This is a genomic window from Rhizobium sp. BK176, from assembly GCF_024808055.1.
Window position 1 is genome coordinate 103,033 of sequence record NZ_JANUBV010000016.1, and the last position, 20,933, is coordinate 123,965.

15 protein-coding genes and 1 pseudogene are annotated in these 20,933 nt (G+C 61.3%); 1 reads left to right on the plus strand and 15 read right to left on the minus strand.

Annotated elements, in window-relative coordinates; all coding sequences use genetic code 11:
• Positions 1–45 precede the first annotated feature (45 nt).
• From FHT76_RS31535 to FHT76_RS31575, 9 genes and pseudogenes are all read right to left on the minus strand, one after another.
• On the minus strand, positions 46–417 hold the full coding sequence (locus FHT76_RS31535; RefSeq protein ID WP_183757376.1) for a VanZ family protein: 372 nt from the start codon (positions 415–417) through the stop codon (positions 46–48).
• 82 nt (positions 418–499) lie between these two features.
• Complete coding sequence (rfbC, locus tag FHT76_RS31540) at positions 500–1,060, minus strand: dTDP-4-dehydrorhamnose 3,5-epimerase (RefSeq protein WP_183757377.1); 561 nt, start codon at positions 1,058–1,060, stop codon at positions 500–502.
• Positions 1,057–1,941, minus strand: a complete 885-nt coding sequence (gene rfbA, locus FHT76_RS31545; RefSeq protein WP_259131516.1) for a glucose-1-phosphate thymidylyltransferase RfbA — start codon at positions 1,939–1,941, stop codon at positions 1,057–1,059. Before rfbA ends, rfbC begins: the two co-directional genes overlap by 4 nt.
• Positions 1,938–2,834, minus strand: coding sequence for a dTDP-4-dehydrorhamnose reductase (rfbD, locus tag FHT76_RS31550; protein WP_183757379.1), 897 nt, complete (start codon positions 2,832–2,834; stop codon positions 1,938–1,940). The genes rfbA and rfbD overlap by 4 nt, the downstream gene beginning before the upstream one ends.
• Positions 2,831–3,880 (minus strand): dTDP-glucose 4,6-dehydratase, encoded by a 1,050-nt coding sequence (rfbB, locus tag FHT76_RS31555; RefSeq protein ID WP_259131518.1) that lies wholly within the window; start codon positions 3,878–3,880, stop codon positions 2,831–2,833. The genes rfbD and rfbB overlap by 4 nt, the downstream gene beginning before the upstream one ends.
• A 47-nt stretch (positions 3,881–3,927) precedes the next feature.
• Entirely contained in the window at positions 3,928–5,364 is a 1,437-nt protein-coding gene (locus tag FHT76_RS31560) for an undecaprenyl-phosphate glucose phosphotransferase (RefSeq protein WP_259131519.1), read from the minus strand.
• 456 nt (positions 5,365–5,820) lie between these two features.
• Entirely contained in the window at positions 5,821–6,027 is a 207-nt protein-coding gene (locus FHT76_RS31565; protein ID WP_259131520.1) for a hypothetical protein, read from the minus strand.
• Positions 6,028–6,097: 70 nt separating this feature from the next.
• Positions 6,098–6,415: pseudogene (locus FHT76_RS31570) on the minus strand (arylsulfatase); the annotation flags it as partial.
• A gap of 506 nt (positions 6,416–6,921) precedes the next feature.
• Entirely contained in the window at positions 6,922–7,293 is a 372-nt protein-coding gene (locus FHT76_RS31575) for a hypothetical protein (RefSeq protein ID WP_183757382.1), read from the minus strand.
• Positions 7,294–7,524: 231 nt separating this feature from the next.
• Here FHT76_RS31575 and FHT76_RS31580 point away from each other — a divergent pair, with 231 nt between their 5' ends.
• Entirely contained in the window at positions 7,525–8,565 is a 1,041-nt protein-coding gene (locus tag FHT76_RS31580) for a nitrous oxide reductase family maturation protein NosD (protein WP_246712752.1), read from the plus strand.
• Between the two features lie 32 nt (positions 8,566–8,597).
• Here FHT76_RS31580 and FHT76_RS31585 read toward each other — a convergent pair whose 3' ends face one another.
• Genes FHT76_RS31585 through FHT76_RS31610 form a run of 6 tightly spaced genes read right to left on the minus strand, consistent with a single transcriptional unit; the run spans position 8,598 to position 20,930 of the window.
• Positions 8,598–9,887, minus strand: a complete 1,290-nt coding sequence (locus FHT76_RS31585) for a tetratricopeptide repeat protein (protein WP_259186203.1) — start codon at positions 9,885–9,887, stop codon at positions 8,598–8,600.
• 25 nt (positions 9,888–9,912) lie between these two features.
• A complete protein-coding gene (locus FHT76_RS31590; RefSeq protein ID WP_259131522.1) occupies positions 9,913–12,783 on the minus strand; it encodes a tetratricopeptide repeat protein in 2,871 nt (956 codons plus the stop codon).
• Positions 12,784–12,795: 12 nt separating this feature from the next.
• Positions 12,796–13,074: a hypothetical protein gene (locus tag FHT76_RS31595; protein ID WP_183757385.1), complete on the minus strand. Its 279-nt coding sequence runs from the start codon at positions 13,072–13,074 to the stop codon at positions 12,796–12,798.
• Positions 13,058–16,033, minus strand: coding sequence for an SEL1-like repeat protein (locus tag FHT76_RS31600; RefSeq protein WP_183864471.1), 2,976 nt, complete (start codon positions 16,031–16,033; stop codon positions 13,058–13,060). The genes FHT76_RS31595 and FHT76_RS31600 overlap by 17 nt, the downstream gene beginning before the upstream one ends.
• Positions 16,030–17,202: an alginate lyase family protein gene (locus FHT76_RS31605; RefSeq protein ID WP_183864472.1), complete on the minus strand. Its 1,173-nt coding sequence runs from the start codon at positions 17,200–17,202 to the stop codon at positions 16,030–16,032. Before FHT76_RS31605 ends, FHT76_RS31600 begins: the two co-directional genes overlap by 4 nt.
• Complete coding sequence (locus FHT76_RS31610) at positions 17,199–20,930, minus strand: right-handed parallel beta-helix repeat-containing protein (protein ID WP_259131526.1); 3,732 nt, start codon at positions 20,928–20,930, stop codon at positions 17,199–17,201. Before FHT76_RS31610 ends, FHT76_RS31605 begins: the two co-directional genes overlap by 4 nt.
• Between the last annotated feature and the right edge of the window lie 3 nt (positions 20,931–20,933).

Below are 20,933 nucleotides of genomic sequence, written 5' to 3' on the forward strand. Positions count from 1 at the left end.
AAACGTTTCCGAAAAGCCGGCATCGACGAATGCATGGTCCGCCGTTCAGCTTGCGACGAGGCTTGATGTGGCGAGCGCGGCGATGGCAACGCCGGCACCGGCTGCCGCTCCGATCGATTTTGCCATCGCATCGCCAAATCGCGCATGGCGCGACGGCGACAACAGCTGCAGCAGTTCCGAAAGGGCGGAACCGACCACGCAGGCAAGGACCACGCATGCCGTGGAGCGTGGATAGCCGAGCACGAAGAAAAATGCCATGGAGGCAAAGGCAAGCGCCCTGTCGAGGTTGACGCGGGTGATCGTCCGCGGCCGCATCCTGATCGGGGAGACCGTCACGAACAGGATGAAGGCAAACAGCGCCCAGGCGATCACCCGGGCGTAAAATGTCAGGTCGGATCCGCCGCCAAGTTCACTCAACGCGCTTTTCGTCCTTTGCCATCAGGTTCCTGGGGTCCACAGCAACGCCGATCCGGCGGTCCGGGGAAGAGCTCATCAGAGATCAGCCGACCAGGGCGTCGTCGAACACCTCGGCGTCCTTGAAGGCGGCCGCGGCCGCATCCTTGCCCGACAGGAGTGGCGCCGTATCGATCGGCCAGCGGATGGCGAGCGAGGGGTCGTTCCAGACAATGGCCCGCTCGCTTTCCGGCGCGTAGAAATCCGTGGTCTTGTAGAGGAATTGGGCCGTCTCGGAGAGAACCAGAAAGCCATGGGCAAAGCCGGTCGGGATAAAGACCTGGCGCTTGTTCCCGGCAGAGAGAATTTCCCCTACCCACCTGCCGAAGGTTGGCGAGGTCCTGCGCAGGTCGACGGCGACATCGAACACCTCGCCTTCGACGACCCGCACCAGCTTTCCCTGCGGCTGCCTGACCTGGTAGTGCAGTCCCCTGAGGACGCCCTTTGCGGATTTCGAATGATTGTCCTGCACGAAGCTGACATCGGAGCCCACAAGCGCATTGAATTTCGCCTGGTTGAAGCTCTCGAAGAAGAAGCCGCGGTCGTCACCGAAGACCGTCGGTTCGATCAGCAGCACCTCGGGGATTGCAAGTCGTGTCGCCTTCATCGCGTCGCAGCCTCCGAAACGAGCCTGAGGAGATATTTCCCGTATCCGCTCTTTGCGAGAGGTGTCGCCAGGTGCTCGAGCGCTGCGACATCGATCCAGCCGTTTCGAAAGGCGATCTCCTCCGGACAGGACACCTTCAGGCCCTGCCGATGCTCGAGCGTGGAAATGAACTGGCTGGCGTCAAGCAGCGAGTCGTGTGTTCCGGTGTCGAGCCATGCATAGCCGCGGCCCATGATCTCGACGGTCAGATTGCTGTCCTCGAGATAGCGGAGATTGAGGTCGGTGATCTCAAGTTCGCCGCGCGGCGAAGGCTTGAGTGCCTTGGCGAACTCGACCGCCCGGGCATCATAGAAATAAAGGCCGGTCACGGCATAGTTCGATTTCGGCTGCGCCGGCTTTTCCTCGATCGAGAGCGCCCTGTTCGTGCCGTCGAAATCGACGACGCCATAGCGTTCCGGATCGAGAACATGGTAGGCGAAGACGGTCGATCCGGTTTCGCGCGACATGCCGCTTTGCAGCAAAAGGGGCAGGTCGTGCCCGTAAAAGATGTTGTCACCAAGCACCAGTGCCGACGGTGAGCCGGCGAGGAATTCCTCCCCGATGATGAAGGCCTGGGCAAGACCGTCAGGGGACGGCTGGACGGCATAGGAGAAGTTCACACCCCATTGGCTGCCACTTCCGAGCAGCTGCTCGAAGCGGGGAATGTCCTGAGGCGTCGAGATCACCAGGATATCGCGAATGCCGGCGAGCATCAGCGTGCTCAGCGGGTAGTAGATCATCGGTTTGTCGAACACCGGCAGCAGCTGCTTGCTGATGGCGAGCGTCGCCGGATGAAGTCTCGTGCCGGAGCCGCCGGCGAGGATGATGCCCTTTCGGTTCACGACTGAAGCTCCCGTCTTCTCAGTTGATGAAGCATCCTGTCCACGTGGATCGTCCAGTCCGGAAGCTCCAGTCCCAGGCAGTTGGCCAGGCCATCGCTGTCGAGCTCTGAATTGGATGGTCGGGCTGCCGGCAGCGGATAGTCCGCGGTTGAAATAGGCTCGATGTCAGCTGCCCCCGCCTGCAGGTCAAAACCCAGCTCACTGGCGCGCCCGACGACGTAGCGGGCAAGCTCGTGCCAGCTCGTCCTGCCGCGCGCCGTCAGGTGGTAAACGCCACCTGGAAGCTCGCGGCGGCGATGGGCGGCGAGCGCGAGCGCCGTGACGTCGGCGATCAGTTCCGCCGAGGTCGGGGCGCCGAATTGATCCGCCACCACCCGCAGGCTTTTCCGTTCTCTGGCGAGGCGAAGGATGGTCTTTATGAAATTGGCGCCGTGTGCGGAAAAGACCCAGCTCGTCCTGAGCACGATCGCATCGCATCCGCTGGACAGGATCGCTTCCTCGCCCGCAAGCTTCGATCGGCCATAGGCATTCAACGGATTTGTCACATCGCCTTCACGGTAGGCCGATGGCTTGCTGCCATCGAAGACGTAGTCCGTGGAGTAGTGGACAAGCGTTGCCTTGCGTTCGAGAGCGATCTCCGCAAGGACCGCGACAGCCTCGGCATTGACACGAAAGGCCCTCTCGGATTCGGCCTCCGCCAGGTCGACCTTCGTCCACGCCGCCGCATTGACGATGATATCGGGTGCGTGCGCGCTGACCGTTTCGGCGAGCCGGTCTGTTGCTTCGATGTCGAGCCCGTCACGACCAAGCGCGGTCACCGCGCCGAACGGCAGCAGCGTGCGCTGGAGTTCCTGGCCGACCTGGCCGTTCTTTCCGAGGAGAAGGATGTTCATGCGTACTGCTTGGCGATCCAGTTTCGATAGCTTCCCGAGGTGACGCCCGTCACCCACTCGGCATTGTCGAGATACCAGCGCACCGTCTTCCTGATGCCGCTCTCCAGCGTCTCCACGGGGCGCCAGCCGAGATCCGTTTCCATCCTGCCGGCATTGATGGCATAGCGCCTGTCATGGCCGGGACGATCGGTGACAAAGGTGATCTGGGTGTTGTACGAGGTTCCGTCGGCCTTTGGCGCCATTTCGTCGAGGACTTCGCAAAGGAGGTTGACGAGGTCGAGATTGGTGTGCTCGTTCCAGCCGCCGATATTGTAGGTCTCTCCGGGACGGCCCGCTTCGAGGACACGGCGCACGGCGCTGCAGTGATCGTTCACATAGAGCCAGTCGCGGATCTGCTGGCCATCGCCGTAGAGCGGCAACGGGCGGCCCTGCAAGGCATTGTGAATGACAAGCGGGATGAGCTTCTCTGGGAAATGATAGGGACCGTAGTTGTTGGAGCAGTTCGTCGTCAGAACCGGCAAGCCGTAGGTATGGTGGTAGGCGCGCACCAGATGGTCGCCTGCCGCCTTGCTGGCAGAGTACGGGCTGTTCGGCTGGTACTGCGTCTGTTCGTCGAATGCCGGATCGTCCGGGCCGAGCGTGCCGAATACTTCATCGGTCGATATCTGCAGGAAGCGGAAGCCCTGGCGATCGGGCAGCTTTGCAAAGTAGGCGCGGGCCGCTTCGAGCAGCCGGAATGTCCCGACGATGTTCGTCTGGACGAAATCTTCCGGACCATGGATGGATCGGTCGACATGGCTCTCGGCCGCGAAGTTGATGATGGCGCGTGGCTTGTGGCGCTCGAGAAGGCTCGCAACCAGTGCCGTATCCGCGATGCTGCCATGCACGAAAATGTGCCTTTCGTCATCGGCGAGCGCGTCGAGGTTGCGGATATTGCCAGCGTAGGTGAGCGCATCGAGATTGACGACAGGCTCTTTGCTGTTTGCCAACCAGTCCAGAATGAAGTTCGAGCCGATAAAACCGGCTCCGCCAGTCACCAATATCATTGTCGAGACACCCCTGTTGCAACGCAACACTAAACAGCGATTGCCCTCTAGTAAACATTGCTCCGATCTAACATCGTGCGCATGGTCAGCAATACTATTTTCACATCAAGCCAGAATGACCAGTTGTTGATATACCAGAGATCGTGTTGAACCCGGTCGGCCATCCGGTCCAATGTCGGCGTTTCGCCGCGGCATCCGCTGATCTGGGCCCAGCCGGTAAGGCCCGGCTTGACGTTCCGCCGCGTTGCATATTGGGCAATCAGCGTGCCGTAGAGATCGTCATGTGCCATTGCATGCGGGCGCGGTCCGACGACGGACATGTCGCCACGAAGGACGTTCCAGAATTGCGGCAGTTCATCGAGGCTCGTCGACCGTATGAAGCCGCCCACCCGGGTGACCCGGGGATCGTTGCGCGTCGCCTGGCGGACGTTGCCACCATCTTCCAAGACCGTCATGCTGCGGAACTTGAGGATGCGGAAAGCGCGGCCGTTGTAGCCCTTGCGTGACTGGGCAAAGAAAATCGGGCCCGGGCTGTCGAGCTTGACCGCGATTGCGACCATCAGGCAGATCGGAAACATCACGAAGAGGGCGGCGATCGAAAACAGGATGTCGAAGGCGCGTTTCAGGGCGCGCTGGTAAAAATCGAGTGGCGGCCGATGAATCTGGAAGGCGCGCCGCTCGCCGACCGTCTGCGCGAAGCCCTCGACAACCTCGCCAACCACGCCACCGAACATGACGCTGACCGGCACGCAGAACTGGCGAAGGTCGGAAAGGCACTTTTCCAGGGCACGAAGATTGCCATAGTCGCTCCAGGCGACCAGGACCTCATCGACGTCGTCGATGCCGTGTTCCTGGTAGACTTCCCCCATCCATCCAAGCGAAAGGTCATTCTCGGCAATCTTCATGATGTGATTGACGGAAAGCCCGCTCTGAGTTGCCCTCTGGATGACCGGTTCGACCTGCATCGAGCCTGGGCAGATCAGAAGTACCGTGCGGGAGGGAAACTGCGCACGAGAAAAGGCATCGCCGACCTGGCGCCAGCACAATCGCAGTGCCACGAGACCGGCGACAGAAAGACCAGCCGTCGTGATCAGGGAGCCCCTGGACATGGTCGTCCCGACCTTCAGGAACAGCGCAACGGCGATGAACAAGAGGATCGCTGCCGGCAGGAGGGTCAGGATCATCAGCAGCTGACGGCGGAACGACAGGATTTCGCGGGGACGATAGCCATGGACGCCAAACATCGCCAGAACGAAAACCGTCGCGACGAAAAGCCCAACCCCGACATAGGGCGACATATCCGCAGCGGTGCCCGTGCCGATCTGCTGATAAAGCAGATGGCCGGCAGCACTTGCCCCGATCAGGGCGACAAAGTCGCACGAAGCGGCGATGCAGGAAATCGCAATGGCGTTGAAACCGAGCCATTTCCGGTCGCTTCTGACGGAATGATTCGGGCTCCAGTTGTATTCGACCGGAATAGTCATAGTGCACGTCCTCAACCCTGCCGTATAGTTAGCATGGGATTAACGCGCGCAACAATTCACCCCCGATACGCCTTATTGGGTAAATCTAAAATCTATTGAAATAGCGGGGCTAATTACAGCAATAATACTTGAGATATTATAAATGCAATGACGCAACCAAGTGTATTTACTTGATCGCGTTGCTTTGGACTCTGTATGCATTTCGGCATCATCTCAGCCGACGTGCCAGCCTTTACAGAGCGGGATTGGCTCGGCGCACAAAAGCTGCGCCCGGTCCTGATCCCCGGCCACACTTGAAGAACTGCCCTTCGTGGGGTGACGTGAATGTCGGCTCCTGGTGCCTGAAAGGTCCAGTCGTCCTGGCTGTTCTCCACGGTATCAACCTCCAGGTGTTGAACGTCCCGGGAACGGCCTTGTTGCCGGGCCCCAGGACTGTGCAGAGGCCGCAGCACGGTCTCAGTTCAACTGGACCGTCAGCTTGTCGATCGTTCCGGTGAAGGCGAACGGCACCTGGTAGTCCTTGTCGTCGACACCTGTGCGAGTATCAACACCGACATCGAAGGTCTCGTCCCATGGCATAAGAGCTGGGACAGTGTGCGGAATTTTCTGGTTGGCGACCTCCTTGCCATCCACTTTGAGGATGCCCGTACCGCCGCTGCCCATATTGTGGGTGTCCGATGTGAAATCGAACTCGATGGTATGCTTACTGGGTGGCAGCGTGTCGGGGGCCTTCCCGATCGAGCGCCGGAGTCGGGACAACACCGCCGAACGTACCGGCGACCCCGTAACCGACATCGTCGGTCATGATCAAAAGGATATTGGGGGCGCCCTTGGGAGGGACGACCTGCGGCGGCCAATAGGGTTTTGAGTCCTTGGCGCTCAGCCCGATTTCACCACCAAACGGCGTCGGCGGATTGGGAAGGTATCGCTCGTCAAGGGTCGTCGTCGCGTCCGGTGCACCCGGTGTCCCTGTGATTTCCTGGGCGCTTGCGGCCCAGGCTGAACATGTCAGGGCCGCTGCAGCGACCTGCGTCAAGAAAGCCAATTTCATTCGCATGGTACCCTCCTTGTCACTACCATCAGATTGAAACGGTCACATCAGCATTGAGGGAAACGCGAGTCGAACGAGGGCATCATACGCATGGGTTGGAGCTGAAGCCCAACCAACTCCACAAACGGATTGGAAACAACGATATGTACCGGAGAGATATCCTCTACACCGGTATCACTCTGCCCTCTCCGTTCATATTAGCACACGCTTGGCTGCGCGGCCAATGAAGTACAGGACGGAAGCCTCGAATGTAACGCCGGCGCAGGCGCGCCCGGGCGCGCAGCAAGCGGACATTCGAACGGGCCCGTTGTCGCAGCCTACCGCCCGTTTTTTTTGGCGAAGTTGGGTGTCGGCTTCCTGGAAGAGAAGAGGCAATCGAAGCATGAGCAATACCCCAAATAAACGGAGGGCGTATCGCTGAACATGTGGGAACGATACCACATTTACGTTCGTGGCTGGACCTGGTCCGGTTGGTCGAGGGCAGCCCTGCCCCCGTCGTATTGTGTTTATCTCGGAACGTCGAGCTTGTTGATTGCAAAGGTATAGTTGCTCCCGGTGCCGCCGCGGGTCACGACGAGCTTGCGCGTCTTGGTAATGATCCGCGCAAAGTTCCCGTCTGTCGTGATCGAGCGAGCCGTCGAGATCGTGGCGTAATTGTCGCCGGGGAACCGTTCAGGGCAGGCCTTGCCCCCTATGGCATAGATACGGGCGCCACCGCTTTCGTATCGCTGCTGGATCGGTCGGCCGCTCGGGTCGGCAAGGACCTTGCAGCCTGGCGCGTTCGGCACCGGAACGATCCGGTACCAGGGGCTGTCGGCAAGGACAACCGGTGCGGACAGTGACAGGACGGCGGAGGCGACAAGGACGAGTTTCAACATGGTTTTTCTCCTTCGATGTCGATCTCGAAAGGCGATATCGCGCCTGAAATCGACGGGCGTCACGTTTCACGAGGCAAGGGGTGATGGAAGTCTGTCTCCTATCCATGATTTGACAAAGTCTTGCGTTAATTCCACATGGTTGGCCGTTGGCTGAATGTCGAAACATCTGCCATTGGAAAGCCTGCTTGCACTGCCCGCCTCAATCCGTCGATGAAACGCGAGAGACATGCAATGGCCCCTGCATTCCCGTCCCGTCATTACGCCGTCCTTGTGACGGTGATCTGTGCATGCACGGCCTTCGCCAGCCCCGGGCTTTCGGCGACGATTGACGTTACGCCATCCGGAGGCAGGACGATCCAGTCCGCGCTTGAAAGAGCTGCGCCAGGCGACGTGATCCGGTTGAAGCCGGGGATCTACTACCAGGACTTCAAGACGGTCCGCGACGGCAGGCCCGGCAAGCCGATCATCATCACCGGTCCGCGCTCTGCGGTCGTCAAGGGCGGCGGTGCAGCAAGGGTGATCGAGATCAATCATGATTATCTCGAATTGCGGGGCTTCACGGTCGATGGAAAATTCGGCGCCCGCCACGACAAGGGCAGTTACAGGGACAAGCTGATCTATGCGGTCGGCAAAAGGCCCGGGGATGGCGTGACGGGTCTTCGCATCGTGAACATGTCGGTCAGGAATGCCGGTGGCGAATGCATCAGGCTGCGCTACCAGACGCGTCAAAACGAGATTGCCTATTCCACGATCGGCAATTGCGGCCTCTATGATTTCGCCTTCAGGGGCGGCGGCAAGAACGGTGAAGGAATCTATATCGGCACCGCGCCCGAGCAGCGCGGCGCCCATGGAGCACCCGACCGCGCCGTCGATGCTTCCGACGGCAACCACGTGCATCACAATGTCATCGATACGAACGGCAATGAATGCGTCGACATCAAGGAGGGATCGAGCCGCAACATCGTCGAGCACAACCAGTGCAGTGGCCAGAGGGACAAGAATTCCGCCGGTTTTGATTCTCGCGGGAACAACAACGTGTTCCGCTACAACACCGTCAGCGACGTGAGGGGGGCGGGTGTGCGCCTCGGCGGCGACAGCGACACGGATGGCATCAACAATGACGTCTACGGCAACACCTTCCGGAAAGTGGGTGTCGGCGTCGTCAAGGCGCAGCGTGGCCCGCAGGGCAAGGTCTGCGGCAACACGTTTGATGGCGACGCCAGGAAGACAAAGGCGGGAAAGACAAAGCTGGAGCCGCTGCGCGACTGCTGATCCTTTATGAGGCAGGCATCCTGCTGCGGAGCTCAATTCGACGACAGCTTCTGGAGCGCGGCCCGTGCCAGTGGATATCCACCTGTCGCGGACTTCTCCAGCCATTGCCGGCCCTTTTCGTCATTCTGTCTATCGCTCGTCGACTGCAGCAGCATCATGCCAAGTAGATACTGGGCCTCGGGATCATTCTGCCTGGCAGCACGCTCGCGGTAGCTTTCGGCCTTTTCGAGCGAGGCATCGACCCCGGTTCCGTAGTAGTAGGCATTGCCAAGTGCCTTCGAGGCCTGTGCGTAACCACTGTCTGCCGCCAGGGTCAGACTTGCGATGATCTTGTCTTTCTTGTCCTTGTCGAGATCCGAGCGGGCGAGCGCCTTGGACAGGTAGTCGACGGCCTCGGGATCGCCGCCCTGGGCCAATGTCTGGAACATCGAGACGGCTTCGGCAACCGCCTCAGGTGTTCCCCTCTTCCAAAGTACTTCTGCCATGATCTTCAGCGCATTTGGATCAGCCTTTGGCCCGGCGGCCCGGATCGCCGCCATTGCCTTGTCCTGCGCTTCCGGAGCGTAGTCGAGATTGAGAAGCTGCTTTGCCGGCCGGCCGGCATCGGCGGGATTGAGTGCCATCGATTGCAAAAGGAGGTCGGAGCTTGCCGCCATGTCCTCCTGGCTGTTGCTCAGCACGACCCGCTTCGCCATTTCGGTGTAGAGCTTTGCCCGGCGCGCCGGTTCGAGGCGGGCGGCCCACTTCTTGGCCTCGACAATATTCTTCGGCGTACCGCGTCCTTCGACAAGAGCAAGGGACAATGCCTCGATACCCTTTGCATTTCCCACGACCGCCGCCCAGCGATACCATTTATAGGCGACCGCGTCATTCCGGGTGATGTCCTGGCCTTCGAAGTGGATCAATCCATAGGCCGCCACACAGCTCTTGCATCCGCGCATCGCTTCGGTTGCAAGCGAGCGAAGGACAGCCGGCGTCCTCTCCCCGAAGCTATAGTCGTTCATCAGTACGCCCTTGGCGAGAAGCCTGGTGGCGTCCCGCGACGTCGGCTGGGCGAGCAGAAGCGCGAAGCCGTAATCGGGATCACGCACCAACCTGTCCTTGGTGGTCAGAGCTGCCGTTGCAATCAGCAGCCGTTTCGGCAGGGGAAGCCTCGCTGCTGCGGCGGCGTCAGGCCATCCCTTTGCGATCCGCATCGCCTCGAAGTTTGCGTAGGTCTCGACTACGGGCTTCGGCGTCGGCTTCACAACCTTGGCCGACGCCGGCATGGCGACAACTGTTGCCATCAGAGCGGTCAGTATTATGCAAAGGGTGCTCTTCATGACGCCTGCTCCTGCCTTCATCTCTTCATCTTGCCTGGTCGGTCGACCGGCCAAGCCAGCGCTGCGCTTCTTCTGCATCGGGCTTCGTGCCGAACCCGATCTGCAACGCGATCGCGTACTTCTCGAATGCCCCGCGGTATCCGGCGTGCGCCGCTTTGGCGAGCCATTCGGTACTCATGCTGTCGGAATGTTCGAACCCGTGCGTGCCGGCGGCATAAAAATCGGAGACGTTGAGCATGGCCGGCCCGCTTCCGAGCGAGGCAGCCTTCAGGGTCCAGGTCTTTGCCGCCGGCGCAAAGGCCGGGCTTCCTTCGGCGAGCCTCAGATAAAGCCTGGACAAAAGACTGGCGACCTGGGCGGAATTCTCGGCCGCGAGATCACGTAGCAGGATATCGATCTTTGCGTCGCCGCTTGTCGGATCATTGAGCGAGCTTTGCTCGGACAGAATCTCCTTGACCAGGCTTTCCAGGGCGCCCTCGTCACCGAGCCGAGCGCTTCTCAGGAGCCAGATGTAGCTGTTCTTTTCGTCGAGCGGCAGCCCATCGCCGGCTCCGTACATCCGGCCGATCTCGCGCATGGCCTCGCGCTTTCCGCCTTCCGCGGCGGTCTTCATCAGCTCGATCGCTCTTGGCTTGTCGGCCGGGCGCTCATTGAGAAGGAACCTTGCGACCTGATACTGCGTGGTCGGGTCCCGCATCGGCGCTGCCATGACCCTGTCGAACAGATCGAAATAATTCTGCCTGAACTGCGGCACGGACCGCATCGCCAGGGCAGCCTGCACCTGTTCCTTCTCCGAGCAGAGTGGCCGGTCGAGCACAGACTTCAGAATGGCGGCCTTCCGGTCGTCGCGGCCCTCGACGTCGGCCTGCACGAGGGTGGCGCGCAGATCGCCTGTGGCGCTCGCCCGGCCGAGCCATTGCTGCCATTCCATGCCACCACCATCCGCGGCTGCGACCCTCATGTCCACCAGCCGCAGCATGGCCGGAACGCTTCCCTTGGCGGCCGCCGCCGCAAACAGCGATGTAGCTTTCCGGGGATCGGGCTCGAGTGTCGGATCGGGATCGGCATAAAGCCTCGCCAGTTCGAAGAGCAGGTCCGGGTTGCCTGTCGCGGCCGCTGTCTCGAGGATTGCGCGTGCCTTGACGGCATCGCGTTTTTCGGGAGCATCGGGCGACAGAAGCGAGCGTGCCTCGGTCACCGCTGCAACGCCGGGGTCGGATGTTACGGCGCGCTTGTGCCAGGCTTCGGCTGCCTCGCCGTCCTTTTGCGTGCCGCGCCCGTCGCGATAGGACAGGCTGATGCGCATCATGGCCTCGACGTCGCCCTGTTCGGCCGCCTGCTTGAGAAAGTCGAGCGATGCGGCGCTTCCTGCATCTGTTCGTTTGGCTGCCGCTTCATCCGCCAATGCAAGGAGGCTTGCCACATTGCCGGCGGCTGCGGCCTTTTCGAGCCAGGCATGGGCGATCTCAGGGTTCCTCTCGACGCCGGCGCCACAGGAATAAAGCAAAGAAAGTTCGCTCATCGCGACCCCAAGGCCCCGGTCCGCAGCCGTCTTGAGATAGGCGAGCGGATCTTCGTCGAGCTTGATCGATGGCTTGTCTCCAGACGAAAGCTTGTAGAGCTCGAAGGCCGAAAGGGACGATCCGCGATCGACAGCCTTCATGAGCACCTTCCTGGCGCGCTCGAAGTCGGCGGCACTGGCAGAGCCTCCGGCATAGAGCGTGCCGAGCCGTTCCAGCGTCTTCAGATTGGCATCGGGCAGTGCCGCCGCCTTCTCGAGATTCTGCTGCTCCAGCCCGGTATCGACGCCGGCGCCGTAGCCGCCGCGATAGTAGGCGGCCTTCATTTCATAGGCGCGCGGGTTGTTGCGCTCTGCCTCCGCGGCAAGCAGGTTGAATGCCTCGGTCCGGCCGCTGCCGTCAGGCGAGGTCGAAAGCAGAAGGTCGGCAAGGGCAAGCCGGCTTGCGGAATGGCCAAGCGCCGACGCCTGTCTCAGCAAGTCGGTCGCCTGTTGCCTGCTCGCGTCATCGGTCTCCTGCAGATAGCGCCGCGCAAGTGTCGACATGGCCCTGACGTCGCCGAGATTCACCGCGGCCTGCAGCCATTGTGCGGATCCCGCCCGGTCATCGAGCCCGAGATCGGCATCGGTCATGATGTCGGCGAATGCAGTCAGGACGCTACAATCGCCCGTTCCCAGCCTTTCCGACAGCTTTGCCACGGCGCGATTAAGATAGACACGGCTTTCATCCGGATTGCTCGACAATTGGGGATTGCGGAAATAGAGACGGGCAAGCTCGAGGTCGGCGGCCGGATCGCCGGCATTTGCTGCCGCTGTCAGGTAGCTCAGCGCCTTGGCGGCGTCGGCAGGGATGACGGACCCTTCGCGATAGAGCCTGCCAAGGAAAGTTCCCGCCTCGATCGTGCCGCGCCTGATTGCCTCAGTCTCGACCTTGACGATCTCATCGCCGTGAAGAGAAGCATCATCCTTGTCTGCAAGGATACGGCCATAAAGGTGCAGTGCCCGTCCTGATCCCGCAAAGGGAACCTCTATGAGGTAGCGGGCAATACGTTCGGCGGTGGCCGGGCTTCTTGTGAAGCGGCTATAGGGATTGAAGAGCGTCTGGGCATCTCTCAGCATGTCGTCCGGTGACATCGTGCCGGCGCTTTTGCCGTTCCAGCTGCTCCAGTTTCGCGGTGCAGGCGCGGCGGGCGGCGTGACGCAGATATGCGAGTAGTCGAAATCGGGGCTCAACGGGATCAACGTGCCCGGGGCGGCGATCGCCCCGGTCGAAAGGATCGGCGCGTATAGGGCAAGCATGGCAGTCACGGCCAGTCCGAAAAGTGGCCGGCCGTTTCGAGCCTCTACCGCATTCAATCTGCTGTTTCCGTTCGCCATGCCAACATCACCTTACTGCTTCCGGTCGTCGTCGTTCTTGCTGCGGGTGGCCTTTCCTCTCCGGTGCAGGCGCTGGCGCGCTTGCGAGAGGATTTCGTCTCTCACCAGAACGACCCAGTCATTGGATGGGCCGTGATCGCGATCGCCACGTGCCGGAACAATCAGCGCGGTGCACGCCAGCACCCGCCAACTGCTCTCGGGGGTTCCTTGCAGGTTCACGCCGCTGAGCGGCGGACGCGGCAGACGCTTGCGAAACGTGACGCTGCGTTGGCGCTCACTCTTCCACACCATTGTCTTCCACCCCTTTGTCTTCTGCCCCTGGCGAGGATGCGGCCGTGCCGTCTCCCGCCTGCATCGTCCTGAGCTTCTTGGCGGCCTGGACATGCTTCAGCGCCCGGGCGCTCTCCAACCATTTGATGGCCTCGGCCCTGCTTGCGTCCGTATTGTCGGCTTCGAGTTGCAGGGCGAGATGAAACATTGCCGTGGTGCTTCCCGCATTGGCGGCACGAAGCTCCCATTCCCGTGCCTTTTCAAGGTTCCTGTCGACACCGATGCCGTATTGATAGACCTCGGCCAGACGGTACATGGCGTCGGAGGCATCCCATCCGGTGCTCGCAGACGCCCGTTCCAGCCAGAGAATGCCAGCCTCGGGATCGCGTTGGGTGCCGAAGCCGGACAGAAGCGCGATGCCGGCCCCGATCATCGCGGAGACGTGACCTTCCTTTGCGCCGCGCATGTTCATCCGGAATGCTTGCGATGCATCGACACCGGGTCCGACGGCTGAACCATAGGTTTCGGCAAGGTCGTGCCAGGCAAATGCATAGCCATGGTCGGCCGCCGAGCGCAGCAGCTGAAGGCCCTTGTCTTCCTTCTTTTCGACACCGCTGCCCCACATGTAGGCGAGGCCAAGTTCGCGTGTCGCCATCGGATTGCCAGCATCGGAGGCCGTCTTCAGGTTGGTCGCCGCGACCGCGAGATCGCGCTTGACACCGCGGCCCTCGCGATAGGCTCGCGCCAGGCGCATGTTAGCGGACGGATCTGTCGGATGGATCACCAGCGCGGCACGGTAGTAGCCGACGGCCCGCGGCTCGTCGCCCTCGACAAACTGGCCATCCATGTAGAGATCGCCGAGTTTCGTAAGGGCATCGATCTCACCCTTCTGCGATGCCTGTTCGAGCAGCTCCAGGCCGGCCGGAACATCCTTCGCGTCCCCTTTCCCCTCGATGTAGACATTGGCGAGGGCAACGGCGGCACCTGGAATATTCGCGCCGGCAAGTTCACGCAGCATGAAGGCAGCCTGACCGTTCAGCCTGACGTCGGAAGGCAGCAGCATGGCGCTTGCCAGACGTACTTTCTCGCGTGGGATATCGCTGACGGTCTTCAGTGCAAGACGCAGCCATTGGATGCCGACATCAGGATTCTGGGCCCGCTCCGAAAGGTACTGGTAAAGTTCGACGGCAGCCGGGCTGTTCTTCTTCCGGGCGGCCGTGGTCAATCGGCTGATCGCTTCGTCGAGCTTGCCGTTGGCCTTGAGGAACCTTGCCATTTCCACCGGCGCTTCGCGGTTTCCCGCTGCAATCGCACTGGAGAAGGCTTCATGCGCGTCCTTGAACGCGCTGTCTCCGCCACGCGAGAGGTAGAGGTTGGCAAGGTTTACCAGTGCGTCGGTGGCACCAAGCGCGATTGCCTTCCTGTAGAGGGTCACAGCCTTGTCGAAGTCCTGGCGGACGAGCTTGCCATCGGCGTAAGCCTGGGCCTCCTTGAGCATGGCGCTTTCGCTGCCGGCGCTCGATGCGCGCTCGATGAAGGGAAAGGCCTTCCTCTGCGTATCGTTGTCGGGGGAGGAAAGGTAGACGTCGGCAACGCGATTGAGGACCTCGACCGATTCTGCATGTGCAAGAGCCTTGAGATAGTGATCGATGGCTTTCGTCTCGTCGACGGCGCCAAGGACGCCTTTCGCATACATGTCGCCAAGCAGCATTTCCCCGGTCACGCTGCCTTTTGAGGAAAGCTCAGACAGCTTGGCGGCGGCAAGCGCCACATTTTCATGGCTGCGCAGTGACGGGACATCGATGACGATATGGGCGAACCGTGTCAGCGCCGCGCCCGATCCGTTTTCGACGCCAAGCCTGAAAATGTTTGCCGCGCGGGTCTGATCGATGACGACGCCGGCGCCGTCCCGGAAGCTCTCGCCGATCCGGACCAGGTCCTCGGGAGCCACCCGGCCGGACATCGTCGCCTCGTAAAGGGCGTCCGACGACGTCCTGCGCTGCTCGGCCGTCTCCTGCAATGCCTGCGAATAGTAGAGGACCGCCGTGGCGTCCTTGGCGTCGATCAGCTTTCCGATCCAGGTGTCATAGACTGCAGGTGGCACGGAAAGCTTGCCGGCATCGGCAAAATCGCGGACCAGCTCCTGTGCAGCCTCGATCGACCCCTCGCGCGCGGCCGCCTCGTACTGCTTGACTGCGGCGGCGGGATCAAACAGCGGGGAGTCCGGATTTGCGAGCAGGCGGGCGACCCACAAGGTGGCCGTCGCCTGTCCGAGTTCCGCCGACTTGCGGTACCAGGAGAGTGCCTTTTCCTGATCCTCCGGTTTGGCCGATAGCCTGCGATAGTAGCCACCAAGATCGAATGCGGCGTTGGCGTCGCCGCGCGCGGCTCGCTGGCCAAGGAGGTTGATGCCGAATTGCGTCATGGCGGCCGCCTGTTCAGGGGTCGAGCCGGGAAGCTTGGCAAGCTCGAATGCTGCCGCCGCGTCGCCAAGGCGAAGGGCAAGATTGAGGTCATCACGCGCCTGCGCGATCCGGTCTGGACGCGATGCCAGCCTTTGCCCGCGAAGAAATGCGGCTTCGGCGTTGCCTGCCTTGATGACATCCTCAAGCAGGGACAGCGCGCGGTCGACATCGACCGGTCCCCCCTCCCCGCTCAGCATCATCTTGGCGAGAAAGAGCTTTGCTTCGCCCTGTCTTGGACCCGGAATCGTCACGGCAGCTTCAAACGCCTGGCGCGCCTTTGGAAAATCCGGAACCCGCAGCGGATTGTCGACCGAGACCGCATCCCCACCTTGCAATTGTCTGGCGAGCTTGACCAGACCGTCGCTGTCGTGGCGCTGAATGAGGAGATCGACCTGCTGTGCCGGTTCTACCACCAGTTCTGACGCCGCTTCGTCGGCTGCCAGGACAGGCGTCGACAAAGCGAGGCACATGGCTGCGACAAGAACAGAGTGGCGGCGGTTCCGGCAACGGGTCATCCTTGCCTCCAGAAGCAGGTGGCGTTGCCACCGGCGAACTCATCGATGAGAGGACGTTCGTTCGCACCTTCCCGCTCGAGGAGGGCCCCTGCCCGCCTGCCCGGGAAGTTCTCCGGCTCGCGCACTGCGATGGCTTCGAGGAAGGCGAGATAGTGCCGTCCGTTGCCGCGGTTTTCCAGGAAGCCGAAATCGGGCTTCATGAAATCCTCCTCCGGACCTGGAATATAGTTCTCCGCCGCGTAGGCGTTGACCAGGATCGGGTTGGTCATGCCGTTCATCCAGTAGGACAGCACCGTCCACATCGATTTTTTGGCACCGTCTGACGTGGCCGTGGCGTCGAACAGATCGTCGCCTGCGCCCCTGGCGATTTCAGCCATGACGGTCATGCTCGTCAGCGACTGGCGCATGTACCAGAGGGAGCGCGCACCGCGGCGGGTTTCGAGAGGCAGGCTGCCGTCGGCGCGCGCATCGTCAAGGATGACGCGGAAGCGGTCGATACCCTTCTGATAGAGCGCCCGGTCGCCGGTCAGGCTGCCCCAGGCCATCAGCACGCTGTCGGCGAGATACCGGTGATTGTTGTAGTCGACACTTCCCTCGAACATCTGGTCGGTGCGCCGAACCAGCGGATCGATCCAGGCAGTGAGCTTCTGCTTGTCTTCATCGCTGAGCCCGTCGCGAATGATCGAAAAGGCAACAACGGTCGGCAGCATCAGCCGCTTCAGGGCGTAATAGGCGTCGTGGATTTTCTCGGTCTTAGAAAATGCGCCGGCGTCCGCCCATTTCAGCAGGAACCGCTTCAGCATGTCCTCCGCACGCTTGTCGCCCGCGAGTGCGCGGCCAGAGAGCACCATGACAGCAAACGCATACTGGTTGCCGGACCCGTCGGTTCCGTAGCCTTCGGTGGTCGTCAGGCCCTTGACAATCTCGATGTCCATCCACTTTGGATCGGCGTCGACCGACAGGCATGCCTTGCGTGCGTCGGACGATGATTTCTGCGCGAGGAATGCCCTGCGGGCTGCGACGTCGAAGAGGCCCTGATAGGAAGCGCTGTCGGTCGTCTCTGAAGCCGCCGCCAGCGTCTCAAGGGGCGATACTGCCACAGTTGATAGGAGGGCCAGGAAGGCGAGCCCGTGGCGCACGGCCATGAACATGGGAGCCGCTTTTTTCACGTGCTGTCTCCTTTTGCGTGGAAGCCATCGAACTGGACCGAGCCATGCGTGTCCGTGCAGTTGCCTTCTGCTTTGCTGTCGAAGAAGAGGGCATCGTTTTCCCCGACCAGTCCGGCCTTGCGGAACGCACATTCATAGTTGACCGGGCGCAGCGGCCGGCATGTGGAGGCGATTGCGACAGGTTCATGCCCGTTGAAGCGCAGGACATGTCCCTCGAAGGGACGGGCGTCGCCGTCGAGTAGGCGTCCTTCCTGGCTCTGGAATTCGTTTTGCGCAAGCGTCACGCCGGAAGCACCGTCCGCCTTGATGCCCTTGCCGTTGGCGGAAATCAGGTTGCCCGTCGCTGTGAAGGTTGTCAGCGGCACATAGGGATCCATGACAAGATCGCGCCTGTGCTCGTCTTGCGCGGAAGACAGGTCGCTGATGTAACCGCTGATCGCCTCGAGCTTGTTGCGAACGATCGTATTGTCCCTGACGGCGACATCCCAGCTGTTGCGAAGCCTGATCCCGGACCGGCCGTTGTCGATGAAGGCATTTGCGACCGCAAGATTGCAACTGCTTTCGAAGAAGGTCAGTCCGTCCTGGTCGTTTTCGAAGGAGAAGTTGCCATAGAGAAGGTTGTCGACGCTGTCGCGGTCCAGCATGAGGCCGGAGCCCTTGTTGTGGAAAACGACGTTGCCGACCTTCCAGCTGGCGTCGACGCCGCGCGAGATGATGATCCCATGCTTCACGATGGTGTCGTGGGCGGTGTTGAGCGCGATCAGCAGCCGCTGCGAGCGGTCGTGCGGATCGACCGCGTACAGAACATTGTTCGCGTACTCGTTGCCAACAAGGGAGATGTCATCGGCTTCATAGGAGTAGAAGCCGTATTCGAAATTGTGGAAGTAGTTCTCGACGACAATGCCGGTCGGGTTTTTCAAGGCATCGCGGGCCTTGGCGATGGCCTTCGGACCGGCCGAAAAAGTCAGCCCGAATGACTTCGAGGCTGCATAGCCCAGCGAATCCATGACCGATCCGCCAATATACATTTCTGAATTGCTCCAGCCGACAATGAACGGGCGGAAGGATCCGCGCGTGGCCTTGCTGGAGCTCCTCGGCTCGTTCAGCGTCTCGTCCCACGATGTCACCGTCGTGTCCTGGATGTAGAGTTTGCCGGCAATCGCCATGAAGGCACCGCCAGTTGCCGACAGGCGATAGACGGAGGCCTCCTGGCCGGACAGGATCAGGCTTGCTTCCTCGCCGACGAGCAAGGGAGCGCGAAGGGTCACGACATCACCGTCCCGTTCGATGAGCGGCGTGTCGCCGACGCTGCCGAGCTGCATCGCCAGACTGCCAAGCGTATAGATGCCGCTCTGGACAACAATGATCCGCGGGTAAAGCAGGCCCTGCGCCCGTGCCGCATGGGAGAGGCCGGTCGATCCGCCGGCGAGATCTTCCATGAACTTGCTCTCATAGGGACTGAGGTTTCCAAGCGTTATCGAGACACGCCCCGCGACAGGCAGCGGAATCATCGCGCGCGTGGTCGCTGCGGTCTTGCTGATATCTGGATAGCCCTGGGCAAGCGGCGGCGTCGACATCGACGTCGTATGGATCGACATCCTGCCGTCGCTGAAGATCGACTTGGACACGCCTGCGGTGGATTGGTCCTTGTCCTGCGCCCCGCTCACTGGCATCACGTAGTCCGCAGGCTCGCCCCTGCCCATCCCGAAACCGAGGCGGTCGAGATGGGAGAGTTGCACTTCAGCGATGGCCCGAAACGTCTTCACGCGCAACATCGGATCGCGAATGTCACGGGTGGAAAGGACAGCTGTCTTGACATAGGCCGGATCGCTCGCGGCTGCGACAAGCACCTCGGCCCTGATGGCCTCCTCGCCCGCCGAGAGCTGGCTGTCGAGATAGGCAAACGCACTCTTGGCATCGCCGGACAGGGCGGCGCGGCTTGCGATGCGTCCGGCTGCCTTGGCCTTCAGCTTCTCGTCTGAAATCTTTCCGACGAGCGATTTGGCAAGGTCGATCTGATTGGACTTTGACAGGTAGTCGATGATGTCCAAATAGAGGTCGTCACGCTGTTGCGCCTTGCCTATGCCGCCGGTGAAGCTGATGGCCTGACCGACGACATCGCGGGCGCGGTCAGCCCCGCTCTTTCCGGACATTTCCTTGGCGAGGCGCAGCAGGGCTTCAACGCGATACTCCGGCTCCTTGATCGACGTTGCAAGGCCGAGCGCATCGTCGATCCTGCCGCTGCGGGCAAAGACCCGGACGATTTCCGACTGCACGCGACCCTTGTCCTCATCGTTTGCGATCTCGTTTGCAATGCTCGCTGCCGCATTGAGATCGCCTGCCCTTGCCTTCGCACGACCAATGCCTGAAAGGGCCTGTTCGCGGTCCTTCTGTTCGGCAATTTTCGGCAGAAGCGCTTCAGCCTTGGTGAGGTCGTCGCTGTCTGCGAATGCCTTTGCAAGATTGCCAAGCGCACTTGACGCTCCCGCCATGTCCGTCAGCTGGCCTGCAAAGGCGCTGGCATCGTCAAAGCGCTTCAGATCGGTAGCACCGCTGATCGCCGCAATAAGGGCTGCTTCCTTCGCCTCGCCGCTCAACGCCTTGGCGATGGTCGTGCCTCGCTGATATTGTTCGAGGGCCATCTTGGTCAGGCCGCGATCGTCAAGTTCGGTCGCCAGGATGAAGTCGATCTCCGCAAGTCCCGGACCGGTCTCCATCGCTTCGGTCATTGCGGTCGCGTCGATCAGGCGATTGGCATCGACACGGTTCTTCACGATGCGGACGATCAGGTCTTCCTGGTCGCTCCTGTCGGCCAAGCTCGTGGACAGCACCGGAAACAGGTTTACGGCATTTGCCTTGAGCGCGGCATCGAGCACCTCATTCATCGCTTGCGCGCGATGTTTCGACGATTCCGGATCGACCGCGAGGGCGAGAAGCAGGGCCTGCTCGATCCGGCCGGCGGAGAGTTCGGTTTCGATTGCGGCGGAGAGATCGTCGAACTTGGCGTCCCTGACATCCGTCTTGCCGACTTTCCGATCGCCGAGGATACGAAGGGCAACGTCGTAGCGCGCAAACCCTCGCATCCGTGTCGGCCACATGCTGCTGACCGCCCTGTTGATGATCTTCGAGGTCAGCATCGGTTCGACATATGCGCCAACCTGGGCGATATCGTTCAGCGCTGCGTTCTTTTCCTGGGCCGAGGTCAATTTGGCGGTCTCGCCGATGGCCCGATCGAGAAGGGCAAGAGCCGCATCATGATCGCTTGCGATCTGGCGGGCATAATAGGCGAGAGCGGAGACCTTCAGCGCCGGCGCCGAGAGTTCTTCAATCAGCTCGTCGATCTTCACCCGCGTGGCGATGCGCTCGTCGGGATCGACGCCCTTGTCCGTCAGGCTGGATAAGATCGCGCTCAGCGATCCGGACGTCACGACATCGGGCGTGATGCCATCCGTCTTCAATCCGTCTATGCCCGTTCGCGCTGCCTCGTCACCGCTCTCTGCCGCCTGTTTCAATGCGGTCAGCTCGTCGCGGGCGCGGTCATAGGCCTTGACGCGATCGGCTGGCGCCTTGGCCTTGTCGACGTCAAGGATGGACTGGTGGATCCTGTCGATGATCTCGTCGGCGCTATCAGCGGCCCGCGCGCATGCCGGGGCCAGGCCGATGGCGAGGACGACGACAGCCAGAACCGGGGCCGTCAATTCTGCGAGGGATCGCTTTGTGCAGGTCATACG